The organism is Leptospira brenneri (genome assembly GCF_002812125.1).
In the GTDB taxonomy this organism is placed as follows: Bacteria; Spirochaetota; Leptospiria; order Leptospirales; family Leptospiraceae; genus Leptospira_A; species Leptospira_A brenneri.
The window spans coordinates 381,895-401,934 of the sequence record NZ_NPDQ01000004.1; the positions used below are offsets into that span (position 1 = coordinate 381,895).

Sequence of the window (20,040 nt, forward strand, 5' to 3'; positions counted from 1 at the left end):
TTTTCGGCTTTAGATTTTGTTTTCCTTGGAGAATCTGAATGAGTAGCTTTTTTGATCGTGTTTTCAAATTCTTCTATAAATATATTTCTTATAGTTTTGCGATTGTATTTTTCTCACTTTTAGGGGCCTTTTTCGGAGCCTTTTACGCTTATTTTTTTGGTTCGGCCCTAATTCCTGATTTTACTGCTGCCAACCATCCGGAAGTCGTTTTTGTTTTTGTTATTACCACTTTACTTGCGGCCATTGGACATAGTATTGAATTTGGAATCCTTGCCCCTTTCGGATATCTAGGTTTTCTATCCGAAACAAAAAAATTAAATACAGCCCTAAAACCTAACGAAACCATTCGCCATAAAGATATTTTCGAACTTGAAGCCGTTCTGAGAGCAATCATTGATTTTCCCAAAGAAAACATGTTTGCAGCTATAAGATATGCATCCTTTGTTTTTATTTCCGTATCCATTACTCATACCATCTACAAACACCCCTATTACGAACTTGCTCTCATCTTTATCGGTTGGCTTGCGGCCGTTTTTGTTTATGGAGGATTTTCTTATATTATCTCAGATTACTTCACTGGTGCCAAACGGGTGGAAATCAAAAAGATCTTAGCATATAGAGATGTTACCATTCACAAAAATTATGGGATCATGAGCCTTAAGGGTAAATTTATATTTTTACTCATCCTCATTTTACTCTCTCTCAGTGTCCTTGCTGTATTTATATCCTTTGAAAATGCAAGTTTGGTAAAAATTGCGGCCTTCATTACGATGACTTTTTTTGAAGCCGTCATCTTGATTTTTATGTTTTTCCAATCCATCAACCTAACCTTGGAACAAATTAATGAATCCGCAAATAGTTTGGCCAGTGGTGGACGCGGCGCACTTCCCATTTTATCGATAGACAAAGAATTCATCCAGTTTGCAGAAAATTTTGAAAAAGCCACAAGAGAAGTAGGAAGGATTCGAGAAAACTTGCAAGAATTAGTTGAAGCAAAAACTTCAGAACTTAGAAACAGTTTAGAAATTGTAGAATCTCTCAAAAAACAACAAGATGGGGATTATTTCCTAACTTCCCTCCTAATCAAACCACTCAGTTTAAACAAAACTCTTGGTTCCAATGTCAAAACAGATTTTTTCATCAAACAAAAGAAAACCTTTACCTTCCACGGAAGAGAAAACGAAATTGGTGGAGATATTTGTATTACGAGAACCGTTCCCTTACGAGGCAAAGATTATACTTTTTTTCTGAATGCTGATGCCATGGGAAAATCGTTACAAGGTGCCGGAGGAGTTCTTGTTCTCGGTGCGGCAGTTCAGTCCATTTTAGAACGTTCCCTCGCCGTCCAGTCCGTAAAATCACAATATGCCGAAAGGTGGATCAAAAATGCCTACCAAGAATTGCATCATATCTTCGAAAGTTTCGACTGTTCTATGTTAGTTTCCATGGTCATGGGACTCATTGATGACGAAACCGGACTTGTTTATTATGTAAATGCAGAACACCCTTGGTCTGTTTTATTTCGAAACGAAAAAGCGGAATTTATCAAAACCAATTCAGAACTCCGAAAACTAGGAACCCCTGTCAAAGAAAATGCTTTAGAAATTTCCACCTTACAAATGCAACCTGGTGATGTTCTCATTTTAGGTTCGGACGGTAGAGATGATATTGAATTTGTGAGTGAGGAAGATTTAAGAAATATCAATCATGACGAAGAATTATTTTTACAACATGTGGAGATGGGCAAGGGAGAACTAAAACCCATATACAATTCGATTTTAGAAACGGGAGAACTTACCGACGATTTAAGTTTGATGAGGATTTCCTTCAAAGAACACCAAACCCTCCCTCCTCGTTCGATTCGAAAAGAATCTTATGAACTCATGCGAAAGGCCAGATCCCATATCAAAGATAACCAATTAGAAAAAGCAAAAAACAATTTGTTGGATGCAAACAAAATCAATCCAGAAAACCAAGAAATCTTAAAGGCCCTTTTACGACTTCTTGTGCGAATCAAAGACTATAAACTTGCCTCTGAAAAGTTCAATGCCTATATCGAAGAATTTCCTGGAGATACAGACCTGATTTATTTGGCCTCATTTACTTACAAACAAACAAAAGAATACGGAAAAGCCATCGATATGGGAGAAAGGATTCGTTTGCGGAACCCAGGCCATCTATCCAACTTGTTACGACTTGTACAATTGTATCTTTTAGTAGGCAATTTGCCTAAGGCAGAAAAAACTTTAGGACTCACTTCTTTTCTCACCGCTGACTCCCAACGAGTGCAAAGTTTTAAATTGCAAATAGAAGACTACAAAAAGAAAATTCTTGATTAAATCCCTAAGGCATCAGAGGAAGGATCATCTCGTGACCCGAGATTTTTCATGTTGCCAAGAACCACAAGAACAGTCTGTACGTTTCTGGTTCTTTCTATGTCATTTTTTTGCCAAAGGTCAAAATTCAATAACCTTTGTGATCCCAAGTCAGATGATTACCTAGAAAGCCTCCTTGTCCGTTACATCAATTTTGATGAAACCTCACATTGTGGACTGGTTTTGGAGGTTCTTGCTCCTACTTTCCTTACCTGTCCTCCTCTTATCCCCCAAGTGAATGGAAATTTCTTCTCTGAAAGTTTTGCCACTGACGGGAACCGTTTGAGTTTTTCGGCAAATCCACCACTTCCCGAAGGAATCTCATTTTCTCCATTTTCAAACGCAGTCCAGGGAACTTATTTCGGATGGAAAGCCAATCGACAGATTTACACCATCACCGCGAGTAATCCCAAAGGTTCAGCAAGTTGTACCTACCAACCTGCTTGGATGGGAAAACCTCCCACGAAAACCAACCAAACTACTTGTTATGATGGAGCGAACAACCCAGCCATTTGTTCAAGCCTTCCAGGACAAGATGGCAACCTTCAGAAAGGAATTCCTCAAAGTTTTGTGGGCCCAACCCTTGTTGCTGGTGTGGAAATCACAACAGATCTAAACACTGGCCTTATTTGGACCAGTTGCCAAAGGGGGAAAACAGGAATTGGATGTTCTACAATGGGAACCGTCTACTTTCAGTATGCGCCTGCGCAAACCGAGTGTGCTAGTCTCAATTCTGGATCCGGATTTGCAAATCGTACCGATTGGAGAATTCCTGAAATAGATGAGTCCATTAGTATTTTCGATTATTCGGTTGCTAGCCCATCCATTAATCAGACTTTTTTTCCAGCGACAGAAAGCCACAATTTTAAAACAAATACGATAAGTACTCTTGGGTCACGTACGTTTAATGCAGCTTTCATTGAAGGAACGATAGGCACAGGAGATTTTACTGACTCCCACTATCTACGTTGTGTTTCGAATTCAGTTCCTACTAAAAACAAACGATTAGTAAACAATGGAGATGGAACCATACTTGATTTGGATACCTCACTTGTTTGGCAAAGATGCAATGCTGGACAAACAAATCTGACTACATGTTCTGGAGGGACAAACCTTCTCACTGATTGGAATGGAGCGATTAGTTATTGCCAAAGTTTAAACCTAGCAGGAAAAACCTGGCGTCTTCCGAATGCTCGAGAATTAAGAAGTTTACTAGATTTTTTCCTCACTTACGGAAGTCCCGGTTTTGATTCCCTTTACTTTCCCAACACTGCCTCCGCAGACTATTGGACATCCACTACAAGATTCTCCGTTCCCTCAGAAGCCTATTTAGTAAATTTTGGAAGTTCGAGTGGAGGACCCGACACCAAAGCAAACGCTACAACTAATTTGACACGTTGTGTTGCCGACTTTTAAGGTTTGTCTGGAAACCGAAGAAAAAGAAAAGTAGAACTTTATCATTCAAAATGTTAAAACAATTTTCCATCCTTATTTTGATTCTATTTTCTCAATGCACAACCATTGGATTCCATGAACCTAAAGTCCGTGCCGGAATTTCTTTTGGAGACAATGCCAGTTTTCGTGTTTGTGTCCTCCGAGAGCCGGAGGTATCAGAAGAAGAAGTCCGAGATTTATTTCTTGCATGGAACGAGGAACTCTCGCTCTACAATCTAAAGGCAGAACCCGTTACGGTAAATATGATGGAACGACCTGGATTCTGGGGCACTGATATTTTAATCTATTTAATGACGAACCGCCTAACAAAAGATTGCGACAGGTTACTTTACTTAAAAGGACGAACTTGGGGTGACCTGGCCTTTGAAGTTTTGACCTTGGGAATTTTTGCGGGAGTCGGTTTGAAACTCGAAGTCCAAGGAGCCGTCGAGGGACAATCCAATACAAGGGGTTATATCAAGGCCAAATACATTTCTACCATTCAAATTCTATTTACAAGTCCAAAATCCACTCTCATCCACGAAGGTTACCATTTACTCGGATGTGGACACCAACTTTTTATGAAAGAATGTTACGAAAAGATCCGGGATGTAAAACTTCTTCTGACAGATCCCGAAAGAGATCCTAATTTTTTTCCCAACATTACAACGACCGGAAAAAAGATCCTGAACAGAAACCAAGTTCTCACTGACTTTAACAAGGATTAAATCTCCTCCCATCAGAACAAAACAAATGTTTGGACCTTCCTTTAGCGATACAATCAAAGTCAAAGTTTTTCCAACTTTTCACTACGTATTCATCCGCAATAGAAAGAAATATCTTTCCTACTTGCCTCCCCAGTCTCGTTTTCGATATCATCCAAACATCACAATTATGAGTCGCTCACTAGTCTATTGTCTTGCTGTTTTCTTTTTCCTTTCTTGTTCAGAACCTAAGGCAGACAACGCCTGTGATCTAGAAGATTCTAATTTTTTACCGAATATTTTCTATAGACTAGCCATCAAAGACAAAAGTGACCAATGCGGGTACCGAGTGAGTCCCAAAACACCAGCTTGTCTATTGAGTTATGAAGAAACCCATTTAGAGGAAAATTGGCCACAAGTCAAAGCCGAGATGGAAACACAGTTTGCTCTCGGTTCCGGAGATAACGAAACACTGGTACAATATAGATCAGAAACTGTCTCAAGTGTCATTGGATCGGCATATCCAGCATTTCAAGGAGCACTCAATGCCCCGAATGGGAATGTATATTTTGCACCTTATTATTCTCCAAAAGTCTTAGCGATAGATCCGATTACAAAAGACTTCTCAACCACAGGAAATTTTTCGGGATCAGTAACGTTTATTGGAGCATCTCTTGGTCCAGGTGGTATCATTTATTATGCACCTCACCAAATCTATGATTTTTTCGCTTTAGATACGTCTCAAAATTTAATATCGATCGTTGGAAATGACTCCACAATGACAGGTACGGCGTATAACGGTGCTATCTATGCTCCTAATGGAAAAATTTACTTTGTTCCGAGTAGCGAAAACATCATTCGCTACTATGATACAAATTCAAAAACAATCGGTTCGGTTTCTACACCTACAACTGGAGGATTTTCAAATGCTGTCTTAACCCCTCAAGGAAAAATATACTTCATTCCTTTTACTGCTACCACTATGTACATTCTAAATACGAAAGACGATTCTGTTTCCACTCATCCCTATAGTTTTCCAAGTGGAAGCAAGTATATTTCGGGGATCCTCACACCGAATGGCCGAATCTATATGATCCCTTTTGACCAGCCCAACCAAATCATTTATTTAGACACAAACACGCAGCAAATCGAAACTGTTGCTAGCATTCCCTCTGCCATCAATTCAATGTTCAATGGAGCCGTGTTAGCTCCTAATGGAAAAATCTACCTAGTGCCCGAAAATTATCCCAACTTTATTTCATTTGATACAAGTGACCATTCATTTAAAACATTATTTCCGAAACCTACAGGATCTTACCGGGGAGGAGCCCTTGGCCCAGACGGAGATATCTACTTGGCATCTCACACAGTCGACAGGTTTGATCTCATCCACACAAACTCGAATGGAAAATTTTGTGATTCACTTCGCCTTTCCCCTTATTGGAACAAACTTTAATTCAAAAGAATCAGTACATTTGTAGATTTTTTTCGTCGGATGGATGGTAAGCGGAGTGAATCTCCCTACAAAAACTGAGATCAGTGATGTTACCTTTCAAAAATACTCTTCCGGAAACCTTTGTCCTTTTTGCCAATAGCCTTCCGCATGCAGTTTTCGTTTTTGAATCACCAACACCAGAACTCTCTTTAGAAAGTATTCTTATCCATTCAAATCCAGTTGCTCATTCAATTTCAGATCTAAAATCTAATGGAAAAAAAAACAAAACACTCTCTAGTGTATTTCCAATATTCAAATCCGAAGGATTTTTATTGCAGATCAGAAGTTGCCTCGAAGAAGGAAAACAGTCCCGCATTTTGATCAGTCAAGGGGAACTCTTCCACCAAGACGTAGAGATCAAAAAAATATTCGCACTCCGCACTTCCATCCTAAACTCAAACCAGTTTTCGATCCTTTTAGAAGACATTACGGAAACAGTTGAAGCGATGGAGAACACGGATAAAATGTTACATTATACCGGGATCCAAAACAGTCGTTTGCAAAATTTTGCTTATATCATTTCGCATAATGTCAGACAACATTCCGCCAATTTTAAATCTCTCATCAGTTTGTTGGAAGAAAATCCCACAGAGGAAGAAAAAGAACGTATCATGGAAATGTTACATACCTCTGCCGATAAATTAAATGAAACCATCATCCATTTGAATGACATTGTTTCCATAGGACAGATGTTAAATAAACCTATGGAAATCTGTTTTTTGGAAAAAGAAATCAACAAAACCTTAAACATCCTCAAAGGTTCGATTGAATCAAGGCATATCCAAGTGATTTTGGAATTAGAAAAAAACTTAGAACTCAAAATCATTCCTGTTTATTTAGAAAGTATCCTTCTCAATTTAATCTCTAATGCAGTTAAATATGCACGATTAAAAGAAGGAGCCTTTGTTCGTATCACGGCAAAAAAAGAAGACAACCAAGTTTTGATCTCCGTGGAAGACAACGGCCTAGGAATCAATTTAGACAAACACGGTCAGAAGATCTTTGGAATGTTTAAGACCTTTCACAAAAATGAGGACGCACGCGGGATTGGCCTATTCATCACCAAATCCCAGGTGGAAGTTCTCGGTGGAAACATAACCGTAAAAAGCGCTGAAGGAAAAGGCTCCACGTTCACAGTGTCACTCCCCGATGTTCCAGAAGAGGCACTCTACATCTAGGTCCTTTGTTCTATTTCTGTACAACTTAAAAAGACAGTCTCTTTAAGGTTTGTCAGGTAAGAACCTTCCATTCGGTCTTGACAATCTCCCCAGGCACAAGAGCCTTACCCTAGTGATCCGTTGGTTTCCACCACGGACGTACCAATGACATAAGGAAATCCATGAAAGTCCACGAATACCAGGCCAAAGAAATCCTACGTAGACACAATGCCAACGTTCCATTCGGAAAGGTCATCGACACTGTCGGTGATTTTGAAAAGGCATATAACGAAGTTGTCCAAAAATCACCCGTAGTGGTGGTGAAAGCCCAAATCCACGCAGGTGGACGAGGAAAAGGTGGCGGGGTCAAAGTCGCAAAGACGAAAGACGATGCCAAAGCTGCTGCCGAGAAAATCCTTGGAATGCAACTCATCACCCCACAAACAGGACCAGAAGGAAAAAAAGTTCTCAAAGTTTATTTGGAACAAGGTCTTGAAATCGCAAAGGAATACTATCTTTCTATTCTACTCGATCGAGCTTTCCGTAAAACCATCATTATGGCTTCTACCGAAGGTGGAATGGAAATCGAAGAAGTTGCAGAAACTCATCCAGAAAAAATCATCAAAATCCAAATTGATCCAGGTATCGGAATCCAAGGTTCTCAAGTGCGTGAACTCGCATTTGCACTTGGAATCCCTGCGGAAGCACAAAAGTCTTTCACAGCTCTTGTAAACTCAGTTTACAATGCATACATCAAAGAAGATGCTGCATTACTTGAGATCAACCCTCTCATCCTGACAAAACAAAACGAAATCGTTGCCGGCGACTGCAAGATGGACTTGGATGAAAACGCACTTTACCGCCATGCAGAAAACGAAGCTCTTCGCGATATTTCCGAAGAAGATCCGTATGAAGTAAAAGCAAAAGAATACAACCTCAACTACGTTAAGTTAGATGGAAATATCGGTTGTATGGTAAATGGTGCCGGTCTTGCGATGGCAACTATGGACATTGTTAAGTTAGCTGGTGCAGAACCTGCAAACTTTTTGGACGTGGGAGGTGGAGCAAACCCTACTACAGTAGAAAACGGTTTTAGACTCATCCTCTCTGATCCAAACGTAAAAGGAATCTTTGTAAACGTATTCGGTGGAATCGTTCGTTGTGACCGAGTTGCTGTGGGAATTATCGAAGCAACAAAAAAGGTAAACGTATCTGTTCCGGTAGTGGTTCGATTGAAAGGAACCAATGCAGAAGAAGGAAAAAAAATCCTGAACGAATCCGGTATGAACATTGTGGGAGTGGAAGGACTCCGTGACGCGGCAGACAAAATCGTCTCCCTAATCAAAAAATAGGAATCAAACATGACTGTATTAGTTGACGCAAACACTAGAGTAGTCGTCCAAGGGATCACCGGTAAGGAAGGATCCTTTCATGCGACTCAAATGTTAGAATATGGTACAAAAGTAGTTGCTGGAGTCACTCCAGGAAAAGGTGGTCAAATCTGGACTTCCGAAACAGGAAAAACGGCTCCCGTTCGTAACACCATTAAAGATGCAATGATCCAAGATGGCGCAAACGCTGCGGTGATCTTTGTTCCGCCTCCATTTGCAGCCGATGCCATTTTGGAAGGAATCTTTGCGGAGATCCCACTTGTGGTTTGTATCACAGAAGGAATCCCTACTCACGATATGCTAAAAGTATATAGTGTGCTTCGTAATTCCAAAACAAAACTCGTGGGACCAAACTGCCCAGGAGTCATCAACCCACTTCACAAAGTTAAGATGGGAATTATGCCAGGATTCATCCACACTCCAGGAAAAATCGGAATCGTTTCCCGTTCTGGAACTTTGACTTATGAATCAGTTGCTTCCTTAACAGGAGCAGGTCTTGGCCAATCCACTTGTATCGGAATCGGGGGAGACCCAGTTCCAGGGATGAACCATACAGAAGCAGTTCGCCTTTTAAACGAAGATCCGGACACAGAAGGAATCGTTATGATCGGTGAGATTGGTGGAACTTCGGAAGAAGAAGCTGCCGCTTACATCAAAGCTCATGTGAAAAAACCAGTTGTTGGTTTTATTGCAGGCCAAACAGCTCCTCCTGGAAAACGTATGGGTCACGCTGGTGCGATCATTTCTGGTGGAATGGGAACTGCTACTTCTAAAATTGCGGCAATGCAAGACGCTGGTGTCAGCATCTGCGCACATATTGGTGAAGTAGGCGAAAAAATGAAAGCAGCCCTTAAAAAATAAGGGTTTGCTTTAAAAAAAAACAGCTATTCAAGGGGAATGGGGAGTCTGAATTAAGAGTATGGAACAACGTTCATGGGTTTCAAGTACATTGATTCTCCTCGTTTCCGTAGGCCTTTTGGCTGCGGAATCTGGAGATAAGGGATTTACACTTAGCTTACAAGACGCAGTCAAGTATGCGATTGAAAATAACCGAGAGGTTATGCAGGCTCGTCTAGAGCTAGCCAAAGCGGATACGAACCTCATGAAGTTTGAGAGTAAATATTCTTGGCGAGCCCTTTCCAAAGCCGAGATAGACCAAAAGAAATTCCCTTTCAACCAAAACAATATCTTTACGGGAACCAAAACCCAAACGACCACTTATAGTGCTGGGTTAGAAAAACTTTTCACAACAGGAACCTACTTCAAACTAGAAGCGAAGTCACAACGTTTTGACTCGAATGCTTTTGAAGATCCAAATAAAACTCCTGCAGGATTTACATCCCTCGGACTTCCTCCATTATACACAGATTCCCTTTCCGTAACCATTGCTCAGGATTTACTCAAAAATGCTTTTGGTGCCAACGAAAGGAATATGGAAAAAATCCTAGAAAACCAAACGGAAATTTTACGAGAACAAATGGAAGACCAAGTCGCAAGCAAAGTGGTAGCCACTCTTGTTGACTACTGGAACTACTCTGTAAAAGAATCTGGTTACCAAACTTTCGAACAACTTTTAAAAAATACTAAGAACGTAAGAGACCTAACCATCCGCAAACAAGGGCTTGGGCTTTCTGAAAGTTTCGAAGTCAACCAATGGAATGCCCTTCTCTCTCAAGTGGAAGGACAAATGGCACAAGCAAGTGCAGAACGAGAAGAAGCAAGACGAAAACTCATTCGTTCCCTCAATCTTCCGGAAGAAACAATCTTTCAAAAAACAACACCACTATCAGAAACCCTTCCTGCTAAGTTAGATTACCAAGCTGATATTGATTACGCATACAAACATAGAGCTGATTTCAAAGCCCTTGTTCGCAAAAAAGAAAATGCTGAATTATCCATGAAAACCGCTAAAAACGAAGCCCTTCCTTCTTTAAAACTTGCCGGAACTTATGGATACCAAGCTCAAAATACGATCAGTCCACAAAACAACTATACTGACGGCCGTGCTGGTGTTTTTTCTTACCAGTATCCAATGATGCAAGGATCCGTAGACCTTTCTTACCCAATTATGGATAAGGGAGTGAAGGCGGGAATTCGTGATGCAGAAATCCAAAAACGCCAAGTTTCCTTGGAAGAAGCGGATTTAACAAAAGCAGTTTCAGACGATGTCAGAACTAGAATTGATATCTTAAAAGCATCCTTCCAAGTAATGGAAAATGCAAAGCGCACTGAGGAAGAATCCAAAAAATACTACAATGGTGTTTTAAGATCCTTCCAACAAGGAAGATTCAATGCACTTGCTGTAAAGAATGCTCTAGACACTCATGTACAAGATCAGTTGTCACTCGTGCGAGCGAAAGTAGATTACAATATCAATCTACACAGATATTATGTTTCTAAGAATGTTTTATTTGAAGAATACGGAGTGGATAGATCCAAACTCCTACCTGAAAATCTTTAATCTGAAAACGGGAGAATCTTTTTGATCCGCTCCCGTGTATTTCTTGTTCTAGCCCTTCTCTTTTCCTTTATAGTCCTTGTCACATACGCGCTCGTTGACTTTCGCGAAAGAGAAGATAAGGCCTACGATCTTTACAAATCCGAATCTTATTTAAAAGTCCTTGGTTTATATAAGGATTCAGAAATTCCTACTAGTGAATTAGAACTTACCATCCTTTCCCAAACCATTTCTCAGTTAGAAAAAAAACTGAATGCCAAGGAAACCTCTAAGGACCTAATTTCTTTTTTTAAAAAACGTTCCGCAACCAAACTGGTGGAATGGGAAACTACCAGAGGCACTTATTACCATATCGAAGATCCTTATTTCTCTCATTTGAAAAAACATGGAGATGGATACAAAAGAGCACTCATTACAAAAATTGTAACCATTCATAAACCAATTCCCAAAGCAGAAGCCACAAACTTACTTTTGAAACTGATCTTGGAAGATCCACGTGGTATGGAAGATAGTTTCAGCCGTGCCTTGGCAAACCTACTTAGTTTTCCGTTTGAACCGATCGGTGAAATCGAATCTGAATTTTTATTACAAAGTTTACATTTTTTAGCAAATACTTCGAATACCGTTTTATACCACCAAACGGCGATTGTACGAGGAAAAAATGTGAACCTACGAAGTGGACCAGGAAGAGAAAATTCTGAAGTGGGAAAAATCTCAGAACCAGAACTTACCTTTTGTTTGGAAGAAGATTCCGGCACGGAAACCATTGTGGGTCATACGGGACATTGGAAACGTTGTTACTTTCCTAACTTACAAAAGTCTGCCTGGATCTTTTCTGGATTTTTAAAGGATGTTCCCCCGAACCCAAGTTTCGTAGCTGATTTTGAAAAAAGATTTAAGGCTGTTGATAACGAGATTCGAATCGATTTTGAGGGTTGGAGCGGAAGTCAAATTCCCGCCACTTTCTTCGGAGCCTATCTTCCCAGGGAATCTGTGCGAGTCTCAGGGGAAACAGGATTTCCTGTTTTTGGACAAGGAAAACAATCCAAAGGCATCCAAAGGATTTGTAAAAAACTTTCCGGTGATAAAAACTATTTTGAATTTTCCTTTAGTCCGACTGACTCCGAAACACCTATTTCCTTTTTAGAACTTCATTTAAATTATGATAACCGTGAACACTTAGCCTACTCTATTTCCCTGGATAAAGAATCGATTTGGGTGAATAAAAATCGATATGTCCTAGACGGAGAAAAAAGAAGAGAAAACCTGTCCTTACACATTGAATCCCACGAAGGGGACAAATGGAACGCAAGCCTCTGGAGGCGAAATACAGGACTCATTCAGTCCATTCGTTCTTATCCATTGGATGAATCGGCCCTAAAATCGGGAAGATACTCCTGGGAAATTTGTCTCCCTCTGGCAAAAGAACCGAATCGGGAACAAGTGTTACTCTTCGAAATTAGAACAGGAATCCATTAAAGGAGGAGTTATGGCTACCTACGATTATCATTGTAATACATGTGGCAAAGACTTTGAACACGTTCAGTCAATGAAAGATGATGCCCTCACAGAATGTCTCTGCGGGAAAAATGGGTCAGTCGAACGACGCATTTCTGCGACCGCCGGAATTATCTTCAAAGGATCTGGATTTTACGTGACTGATTACAAAAAAGACAGTTCTGCGAAAGCTACTGGCAGTAGCGATTCAGGAACCACGTAAGGTCAACTCTTTGGCAACCAAAGGCCGATTAGCCATCATTGCTGGTGGGGGAGAACTACCCCATATTGGAATGTCAGAAGCTCTGGCGGCTGGAGAGGATCCTTTATTTCTAGGACTCATCGAGTCTGATTTTTCTCCCAGAGAACATAGCGCACGCACGATCCCTGTCCATATCACCCAAGTCGGGAAAATTTTAAAAACCATTCAGAAAGAAAAAATCACTAGGATTTTAATGTTAGGTAAGGTTCGTAAAGACCTACTCTTTCAAAAATTAAAATTCGATTTAAAAGCACTTTCTATCTTGGCCAAAACTATCAATCGAAACGACTACCCGATCTTCCTTGCGATTGCTGATGAATTTGAAGCAATGGGTGTCAAAGTCATCTCTCAAAAAATTTATTTGCAGTCACTATTACTTCCCGAAGGAAGATACACTCCCAAAAAATTCAAATCCCAAGAGTTAAAAGACATCGACTTTGGAATGTTTTATGCGGAAAAGATGGCCGATTTAGATATCGGACAAATGGTTGTGGTCTGTGATGAATCGGTGATCGCAGTCGAAGCTGTGGAAGGAACCGACGAAACCATCAAACGTGGTGGTCAGTACACCAAAAAGAAAGGTGATGCCGTCGTCTGTAAAAGCCCCAAAGCAAAACAAGATGACCGCTTTGACTTACCCACAATTGGAATTCATACCTTCCAAATGATGCTCGAAAGTGGCTGCAAAACACTCTGCATCAGAGAAGGAGAAACTTTAGTGGTAGATCCAAAGTTAGCAATTGAATTTGCAACAAAACATAAGTTAAACTTTTGTGTAGTAGGAAAAAGCGGAAGTAAGGTTCTCAATGGTAACCAAAAAAAAGTCCCATAGTCTTGAATCAGACAAAAACATCCTAGTCATCGCAGGGGAACACTCCGGTGATTTACTCGGTGCCGACCTTCTTCAGGAACTTACAATCCTCGAACCCGAATATAAGTTCTACGGAATCGGTGGAGAAGGAATGATCGGGCATGGATTGGATTCCATGGAAGAACTCGAAAATTTAAGTGTAATTGGATTTTCAGAAGCCATCAAAAAATACAGTTTTCTAAAAAAGATATTCTACCGAGTTCTAGAAGAAACAACTCGTAGGCCTACCAAACTTGCCATTTTAATCGATTATCCAGGATTTAACTTACGTTTAGCGAAAGAATTAAAACAAAGAGGAATCCCTACTGTATTTTACGTATCTCCCCAAATTTGGGCTTGGAAGTTCAACCGAATTTATTTTATCAAAGAACAAATTGCTCTCATGCTAACTCTCTTTCGCTTTGAAGAAGAGATTTATACCGAATACGGTGTGAATGCAAAATTTGTAGGGCATCCTATCACCAAACGAATTCCCGAAAAACTAAAAAAAGAGCCTGTCATTACGGAAAAACTTCCAGATTCTCACCATGGTTATACGGTCGGCCTTCTCCCTGGGTCACGGAAAGGAGAAATTCGTAGACTCATTGATCCAATTTTGGGAACGGCTGCCCTCCTCCACGAACAATGCAAATTGGAAAAAAAGAAGGTGGTCTTTCTACTTCCCAATATCAATGCAAAGGAAGAACCCTTTCTTTTAGAAAAGATAGAAGCTCTAAAAAACATCCATCCCGATATCAATATCCATTATCTCTGGAACTCGTCTCTACGTGTGATGGAGACAAGTGACCTTCTTCTCATTGCCTCAGGAACGGCTACCTTAGAAGGTCTCTACTTTGAAACCCCAATGGTCATTCTTTATAAAGTGAGTTTATTTACTTATCTTTTAGGATCCTTACTCATGCGTTCTAAATTCATTGGTCTTGCGAATATCCTATCGGGGGAAGAAGTTTGTCGTGAAATCACACAAAACGAATGCCAACCTGAGTATATTTTTAGGGAAGCATGGAAGATTCTATCCAGTACAAAACTTCGAAATAAAATGAAGGGAATCTTACGAGACGCGAAGGAAAGAGAACTAGGAACTATGAATGCTTCTAAAAAGGCAGCGAAAGAAATCCAATCACTCCTTCGAACCCTTACGAATTAACCGAACCACTCTGTTTTCCCAAGTCCCAATCCAGGATTTGGGTTTTAGATCCGAATACAAAAAGTAACCTTTGATGGTTTCTTCATCACTGGGCTTTAGTCTAATTCCAACAGAATCTAACTCCAAACTGAGACCATCTTCCCCATTCCAAAGCACTTTATTTTCTTCCGGTTGGATGTCCAAAGAATGTGTTTTGTTTTCCCATTCCAAAACCCACTCTCCACCAAACGCCGGTAATTTGGAAATTTCAGGAGCTGTATCAGCCGGGTTTTTCTTTTCTGTACAATGGACAAAGAAAAATAACAAAAGAAAAAAACTAATATAAACTATTTGATGACGCATTTATTTTCCTCTTCTGAAAAACTAAAAGTTCCTCTAGATTCCCCCACCAAACCATAAGTTGTGAAACCGTAATTTCCATTTTTGTTATTTCCATATCCTTTCAGATCTAAAAATTCACTGGAAACAACTAAATTAGAAATGTAATCCATATCAGAATACCGACTCAAATCAAATTCGATTTGGAATGGTTTTTTAAAAGGGGTAAGATCCATGTCTAATTTTGAAATCAAATCTGCTTCCTTAAAACTCACTCCAAAAAGTTTAAGAAAATAAGATGTCCGTGCATCTTTATGAAGGGTATAATAATCACTACCAATACTATTAAAACTATAATCCAAACTGACTTGGGTCGGTTTCAGATCTGCTCCACATAAATTCATCCAAGGATCCGACCAAGGATACTCACTGAGAACCAAACTGAAACCAAAGTTGGGGGTTTTGCTCGCAAAATAGGAGACCATTGAAAGTTTGGAACCTGTATTTCCGAGGGCCAAATTAAAATTCATCCGGCCATCTTTTACTTGAAGACTACCCTTAGATTCTCCAAGAGACTTGGATCCGCTGTAAGCAAAGTAGTTACCAATCGAAATTCCCAAATCCAAATTCATTGATTCTAAAAAGTATTTATAAACCTTAGTTTGATAAAAATATTCTTCTGGAATTAATTTCTCTTGGCGTTCCTTAATTTCTTCCAAGGTTTCCTTTTTCCAATCTTCATACAAAGGTTTCCAATCGTTAGCTGTTAGGTCAGGAGTTTTAAAGGTAAGTTTGGTTTTGGAATTCATTGGGTAATAAAAAGAACCGTCTGTTTTTTTGGACCGTCCCCAAAGGTTAACACCCCCACCCCCAAGGTGCGAAGGTTTTCCAAACAACAAAGAATCAAAATTTAGATTCCATTCATTCCCTTCGTTCAGTTTTAAAGAAAAAGAACCCTTCTCTAATTTTAAAAGTTCAGAATCCCATTCAATTTCAGATCCGCTCAGTTCTCCTGACAAACGGAACCATTTATTTTTGTCTCCGGTTTCAGTAAGTGTTATATTTCCTTTTAAGGCTCCAGTAAGGGGAAGTTTGAAATTTCCAGAACTGTCAGAAATCCTTTCCGTAATTCCATCCAAAGACTCAATCTGCAGTTCAAATTTCCGATCCAGAAGTGGCTCTTTAATGTTTTCCGTTTTAACTGAAGATTTGATTCGGAAGTCTGTACCAAAAAATTCTCTCTCTTCCTGATTCGGAGTGAATAAAAAAACTTCACGGAACCGAAACCCATCCAATACATAATTTTCAAAAAATGGAATTGGGATTAGAGAATTTTCAAACTCAACATCTCCACTGGCCGTAAACCCAGAAACAGGATCACTGATTACTTTTCCTTCCCCAGAAAGAACAGCGGAATTTACATTAGAACCAAACAAATAATTTGTGAGAATGATGGCTTCTTCAGAAGGATAGTTTTTCCACTGAAACTCGAATTGAAATTCATTCAAATTACTTTCAGAAAATTCACCACTGCCTTTGATTCGAGTCGTGTTTGGAATCCAAAACCAACCATTGTTATAGGAAAGGTATAATTTTTTATTCTTTCGTTTGAGAACAATGTCCCAACCTTCTTTCCAATCTACCAAAGTGGAATCATTTTGTTTGACAGTTAGCCTTGCGTCATGAAACCGAATTTCTTTTAGTTTGTTTTTCTGAGCATATTCGATCAGCTGATTTCGTAAACTTTGGTTTTCATTCAAAACCAAATGAGGACTATAAAAATCAATTTGTTCTACGGTAGGAGATTCTTTAAAATAACTAGATAAACGAAAGGTAACTTTTTTTACCTTCACCATATGATCGTTAAAAGAGAAGTCCTCTTCATTAGAAACCACAAGGTCTTCGATGATAAGACCCTCTCTTAATGAAAAGTCAAGGACACCAATGTCTACAGCTTTCCCTAATTCTTTGTTGATGGTATAAGAGACAACCTTTCTCAGTTGTACTAAGGGGATCCGATAGTTACGAAGGTAAAACTCAAGACTGTAGTAAAGAAGAAGAAAAACAAAAAAAACAAAACCAAGGGCTAAAAACGACAACAGAACCCGTTTATTTTCGCGGATTCTATTGAGTAGGGAAAAGAGGAATTGCCTATACTGAGATAGGCGTTCAAGAGAGAAGATCCGTTCCAAAAGAACTTAGAGTTTGCCCTCCGGCTGCAACACTTCCAAACACTCTTTCTGAATGGACTTCAGAGTTTCGTTGTTTGGAAATTCTTCCAATCCTAGATTGGCAACTTGCAAACCTTTTTGGTAAAAACCTGTGTTCTTATATTCAAAACCCATTTTTAAGTAGGTCTTTGCTGCCGTTTCAAAATAAAATTCGTCTTTCTTTTGGTTCCCTTTGGTATACGTTTTGGTAAGAGTTGCCAGTGCCGGGTAGTATTCCCGTTCTGCCACAAGGGACTGCACCACTAGTTTTTTACGTTCCATTAGGTTTGTGTTTTTGTCCAATCTCTCGGACTGGTTCAGAAACTGAATGGCCTTAGAATATTCATTTTTTCCCACATAGGCCTTGCCCATAGTGAGGTTCCATTCCGAAAGTTGAACAGGATTCGATTTTGCTTGGTTTACTTGGTTGAGAGTCGAAATCGTCTCATCATATTTTCCAAGATCGAGTAAAAGTTTTCCTTTTCGGATGATTAATTTGTCTCGGGATTCGTCAGATAGAGAAGAGGATTTGAGATCAGCATCGATGGATTCGATTTGGGCCAAATGGGACCCGGTATTTACTTTGGAAACTCCTAGTTTTTGGTTTCCTTGATTTGATGCACAATTTTCAAATGCCACTACCAACGCTAAAATGAGGGTTAGTGGGAGAATTGATTTCATTAGCCTACCTTTAGTTTGTCTAATTCCTCTAAGAAATTCTTAGTTTCTGTGTCTCTATCCTTCGTTTCCATAGGGAAAAAAAGAACAGCGTCCTGAGACAGCTCATTTAAAAACCGAGAGGGGGCACTCTCGATTTGCTCCCCAAATTTGCGTCTTGTACGAGCCGAAGTCAAGTACAATTTTCGCCTTGGGCGAGTCATACCCACGTAGAGAAGGCGTCGTTCTTCATCGACCACTTCCCCTTCTTCTTCTATAACACGTGAGTTCGGTAAAATTCCCTCTTCCAGGCCCACTAAAAAAACTAAATCGTATTCCAACCCCTTAGATTGGTGCATGGTGAGGAGTTGGACCCGGCGGTCTTCCTCATCTTCCTTAGGCTCATCTTCCATCAGGAGGACAAGTCTCTGCAAAAAGTCAAAAATCGTTGCTTTGCCCTCTCGGCCCTCTTCTTCTTCAAAAAAGGACAACATATTCACCAGTTCACTCAAATTGTAGATCCGGGCTTTGACCACCTTCTCCTCGGTTTCTTCCAGGGAGATTTCTCTTTCAAACCCGATTTGGGTGATCATTTCTCGAAGCACTGGAGCCAGTTTCGGTGACATCGCAAACTTCTTTTTGAAGGCGTCCACAAGTTCTACAAATTGGTAGATTTCTTGTCTGACCTTAGCTTTTACTTCGGGTAAATAGTCCGGACTCTCAATCATTTTATGAAAGATTTCGTATAAAGAAAGTTTGTGTGTGAAGGCTTCCTCTTGGAGTTTTTGCATGGTTCCAGGACCAATCCCACGTTTTGGGTAGTTGATGATTCGTAAGAGCGAGTAATCATCCTTAGGATTTGCCACATAACGTAAGTAAGAAATACAATCCCTGATCTCTTTCCGATCAAAAAAATTATAACCACCAACTACTTTATAGGGAATGCTACGGTTCCGAAGTTCCTCTTCAAAAGGGCGAGACTGAAAGTTAGTGCGAAAGAGGATGGCAATTTCTTTTCCCTTAAATTCATTTTTAATGAGTAAGGTTTGGATCCTTCCTGCAACAAAGATTGCCTCTTCCCTTTCGTCGGCGGTTTCATAATATTCCACTCGTTCTGCAGAAGGAATCCGACTATAAAGTGTTTTTTCTTTTCGGCCTTTGTTGTTTTGGATGAGGGAGTTTGCTGCCTGGATGATGAGAGAAGTCGAACGGTAATTTTCTAGTAGGCGAACCACTTTCGCATGAGGAAACTCTCTTTCAAAGTTTAAGATGAGTTGGACATTGGAACCGCGAAACGCGTAAATACTTTGATCGTCGTCCCCTACCACACAAAGGTTATCACTTTTACCGCGAAATAACGATAAAAACTCGTATTGGAGTTGGTTGGTATCTTGGAACTCATCCACAAGATAATATTCATGTTTTCTTTGGTAATAGGCTGCAATTTCAGGAAATTCAGCTAACAGACGTTTGGGAAGTAAAATTAAATCATCAAAATCGATGGCATTTTTTTCTTTTAATCCATCTTCATACATAGAGAAAACTTCTGCCGCAATTAGATCAAATTCTTCCGTTAATCCATTGTCTTTTGGATGTACTTGGGTGTTTTTCGCGTAAGAGATACGGCGAAGGATTTCTTTGGGAGGAACTTTTTTGGGATCCAGTCGTTTCGATTTCAAAAGGTCGGAAACAAAGGCTTCCTGGTCCGTTCCATTAAATAATAAAAACGTTTCGTTATAACCAAGTTTAGTAATATGTTCTTTTAGGATTTTCAAACCTAACGAATGAAAGGTGGAAAGAGTGATTCCCTTTAGTTTTTCCCGGGGAACCATTTTACGAAGTCGCTCCGCCATCTCTTTGGCACTTTTGTTAGTAAAAGAAAGAGCGACAATTTTACTGGCAGGGATTTTGACACCCTCCACCATATGAGCAATCCTATTGGTAATGACCCTTGTCTTTCCCGACCCCGCACCAGCAAAAACCAATAAGGGGCCTTGGATGGTGGAAACTGCTTCCATTTGCGCTGCATTCAATTTCATAGGGAGACCGGTAAGGGACATAATC

Annotated in this window: 15 protein-coding genes and 1 pseudogene; 12 read left to right on the forward strand and 4 right to left on the reverse strand. The window is 39.9% G+C overall.

The features are described 5' to 3' along the window. The first annotated feature begins 38 nt into the window (after positions 1-38). From CH361_RS10985 to lpxB, 12 genes and pseudogenes are all read left to right on the forward strand, one after another. The gene (locus CH361_RS10985) at positions 39-2,339 is read left to right on the forward strand and encodes a PP2C family protein-serine/threonine phosphatase (protein WP_100790849.1); all 2,301 of its coding nucleotides are present in this window, start codon (positions 39-41) and stop codon (positions 2,337-2,339) included. Positions 2,340-2,435: 96 nt separating this feature from the next. Beyond that, positions 2,436-3,791: an Lcl C-terminal domain-containing protein gene (locus CH361_RS10990; RefSeq protein WP_100790965.1), complete on the forward strand. Its 1,356-nt coding sequence runs from the start codon at positions 2,436-2,438 to the stop codon at positions 3,789-3,791. A gap of 50 nt (positions 3,792-3,841) precedes the next feature. Then, positions 3,842-4,537, forward strand: coding sequence for a hypothetical protein (locus CH361_RS10995; RefSeq protein WP_100790850.1), 696 nt, complete (start codon positions 3,842-3,844; stop codon positions 4,535-4,537). A gap of 166 nt (positions 4,538-4,703) precedes the next feature. Beyond that, positions 4,704-5,969, forward strand: a complete 1,266-nt coding sequence (locus CH361_RS11000) for a Vgb family protein (RefSeq protein WP_100790966.1) — start codon at positions 4,704-4,706, stop codon at positions 5,967-5,969. A 458-nt stretch (positions 5,970-6,427) separates the two neighbouring features. Beyond that, positions 6,428-7,186, forward strand: a pseudogene (locus CH361_RS11005) (sensor histidine kinase); the annotation flags it as partial. Between the two features lie 161 nt (positions 7,187-7,347). Further along, positions 7,348-8,517: an ADP-forming succinate--CoA ligase subunit beta gene (gene sucC, locus CH361_RS11010; protein WP_100790852.1), complete on the forward strand. Its 1,170-nt coding sequence runs from the start codon at positions 7,348-7,350 to the stop codon at positions 8,515-8,517. A 9-nt stretch (positions 8,518-8,526) separates the two neighbouring features. Next, positions 8,527-9,417, forward strand: a complete 891-nt coding sequence (sucD, locus tag CH361_RS11015; RefSeq protein ID WP_100790853.1) for a succinate--CoA ligase subunit alpha — start codon at positions 8,527-8,529, stop codon at positions 9,415-9,417. Positions 9,418-9,475: 58 nt separating this feature from the next. Then, positions 9,476-11,017 (forward strand): TolC family protein, encoded by a 1,542-nt coding sequence (locus CH361_RS11020; RefSeq protein ID WP_100790854.1) that lies wholly within the window; start codon positions 9,476-9,478, stop codon positions 11,015-11,017. 21 nt (positions 11,018-11,038) lie between these two features. Beyond that, entirely contained in the window at positions 11,039-12,493 is a 1,455-nt protein-coding gene (locus CH361_RS11025) for an SH3 domain-containing protein (protein ID WP_100790855.1), read from the forward strand. Between the two features lie 10 nt (positions 12,494-12,503). Next, positions 12,504-12,734 carry an FmdB family zinc ribbon protein gene (locus CH361_RS11030; RefSeq protein WP_100790856.1) on the forward strand — a complete coding sequence of 77 codons (231 nt, stop codon included), beginning with the start codon at positions 12,504-12,506 and terminating at the stop codon, positions 12,732-12,734. Positions 12,735-12,744: 10 nt separating this feature from the next. Beyond that, on the forward strand, positions 12,745-13,605 hold the full coding sequence (locus CH361_RS11035) for an LpxI family protein (protein WP_100790857.1): 861 nt from the start codon (positions 12,745-12,747) through the stop codon (positions 13,603-13,605). Then, a complete protein-coding gene (gene lpxB / locus CH361_RS11040) occupies positions 13,580-14,791 on the forward strand; it encodes a lipid-A-disaccharide synthase (protein ID WP_100790858.1) in 1,212 nt (403 codons plus the stop codon). Before CH361_RS11035 ends, lpxB begins: the two co-directional genes overlap by 26 nt. Here the strand turns inward: lpxB and CH361_RS11045 are convergent. The 4 genes from CH361_RS11045 to CH361_RS11060 are packed head-to-tail and all read right to left on the reverse strand — an operon-like array spanning position 14,765 to position 20,015. After that, the gene (locus tag CH361_RS11045; protein WP_100790859.1) at positions 14,765-15,133 is read right to left on the reverse strand and encodes a hypothetical protein; all 369 of its coding nucleotides are present in this window, start codon (positions 15,131-15,133) and stop codon (positions 14,765-14,767) included. The genes lpxB and CH361_RS11045 overlap by 27 nt on opposite strands. Further along, positions 15,118-17,301, reverse strand: coding sequence for an LIC_12586 family protein (locus tag CH361_RS11050; protein ID WP_100790860.1), 2,184 nt, complete (start codon positions 17,299-17,301; stop codon positions 15,118-15,120). Before CH361_RS11050 ends, CH361_RS11045 begins: the two co-directional genes overlap by 16 nt. Positions 17,302-17,307: 6 nt before the next feature. Further along, the gene (locus tag CH361_RS11055; RefSeq protein WP_100790861.1) at positions 17,308-18,000 is read right to left on the reverse strand and encodes an LIC12587 family lipoprotein; all 693 of its coding nucleotides are present in this window, start codon (positions 17,998-18,000) and stop codon (positions 17,308-17,310) included. Beyond that, positions 18,000-20,015 carry an ATP-dependent helicase gene (locus CH361_RS11060; RefSeq protein ID WP_208861429.1) on the reverse strand — a complete coding sequence of 672 codons (2,016 nt, stop codon included), beginning with the start codon at positions 20,013-20,015 and terminating at the stop codon, positions 18,000-18,002. The genes CH361_RS11055 and CH361_RS11060 overlap by 1 nt, the downstream gene beginning before the upstream one ends. Positions 20,016-20,040: the final 25 nt, after the last annotated feature.

Coding starts and splice junctions, on each gene's coding strand:
- CH361_RS10985 (WP_100790849.1), top strand. CDS start 39: ATGAGTAGCTTTTTTGATCGTGTTTTCAAATTCTTCTATAAATATATT.
- CH361_RS11000 (WP_100790966.1), top strand. CDS start 4,704: ATGAGTCGCTCACTAGTCTATTGTCTTGCTGTTTTCTTTTTCCTTTCT.
- CH361_RS10995 (WP_100790850.1), top strand. CDS start 3,842: ATGTTAAAACAATTTTCCATCCTTATTTTGATTCTATTTTCTCAATGC.
- CH361_RS10990 (WP_100790965.1), top strand. CDS start 2,436: ATGTCATTTTTTTGCCAAAGGTCAAAATTCAATAACCTTTGTGATCCC.
- CH361_RS11030 (WP_100790856.1), top strand. CDS start 12,504: ATGGCTACCTACGATTATCATTGTAATACATGTGGCAAAGACTTTGAA.
- CH361_RS11060 (WP_208861429.1), bottom strand. CDS start 20,015: ATGAAATTGAATGCAGCGCAAATGGAAGCAGTTTCCACCATCCAAGGC.
- lpxB (WP_100790858.1), top strand. CDS start 13,580: ATGGTAACCAAAAAAAAGTCCCATAGTCTTGAATCAGACAAAAACATC.
- CH361_RS11055 (WP_100790861.1), bottom strand. CDS start 18,000: ATGAAATCAATTCTCCCACTAACCCTCATTTTAGCGTTGGTAGTGGCA.
- CH361_RS11020 (WP_100790854.1), top strand. CDS start 9,476: ATGGAACAACGTTCATGGGTTTCAAGTACATTGATTCTCCTCGTTTCC.
- CH361_RS11045 (WP_100790859.1), bottom strand. CDS start 15,133: ATGCGTCATCAAATAGTTTATATTAGTTTTTTTCTTTTGTTATTTTTC.
- sucC (WP_100790852.1), top strand. CDS start 7,348: ATGAAAGTCCACGAATACCAGGCCAAAGAAATCCTACGTAGACACAAT.
- sucD (WP_100790853.1), top strand. CDS start 8,527: ATGACTGTATTAGTTGACGCAAACACTAGAGTAGTCGTCCAAGGGATC.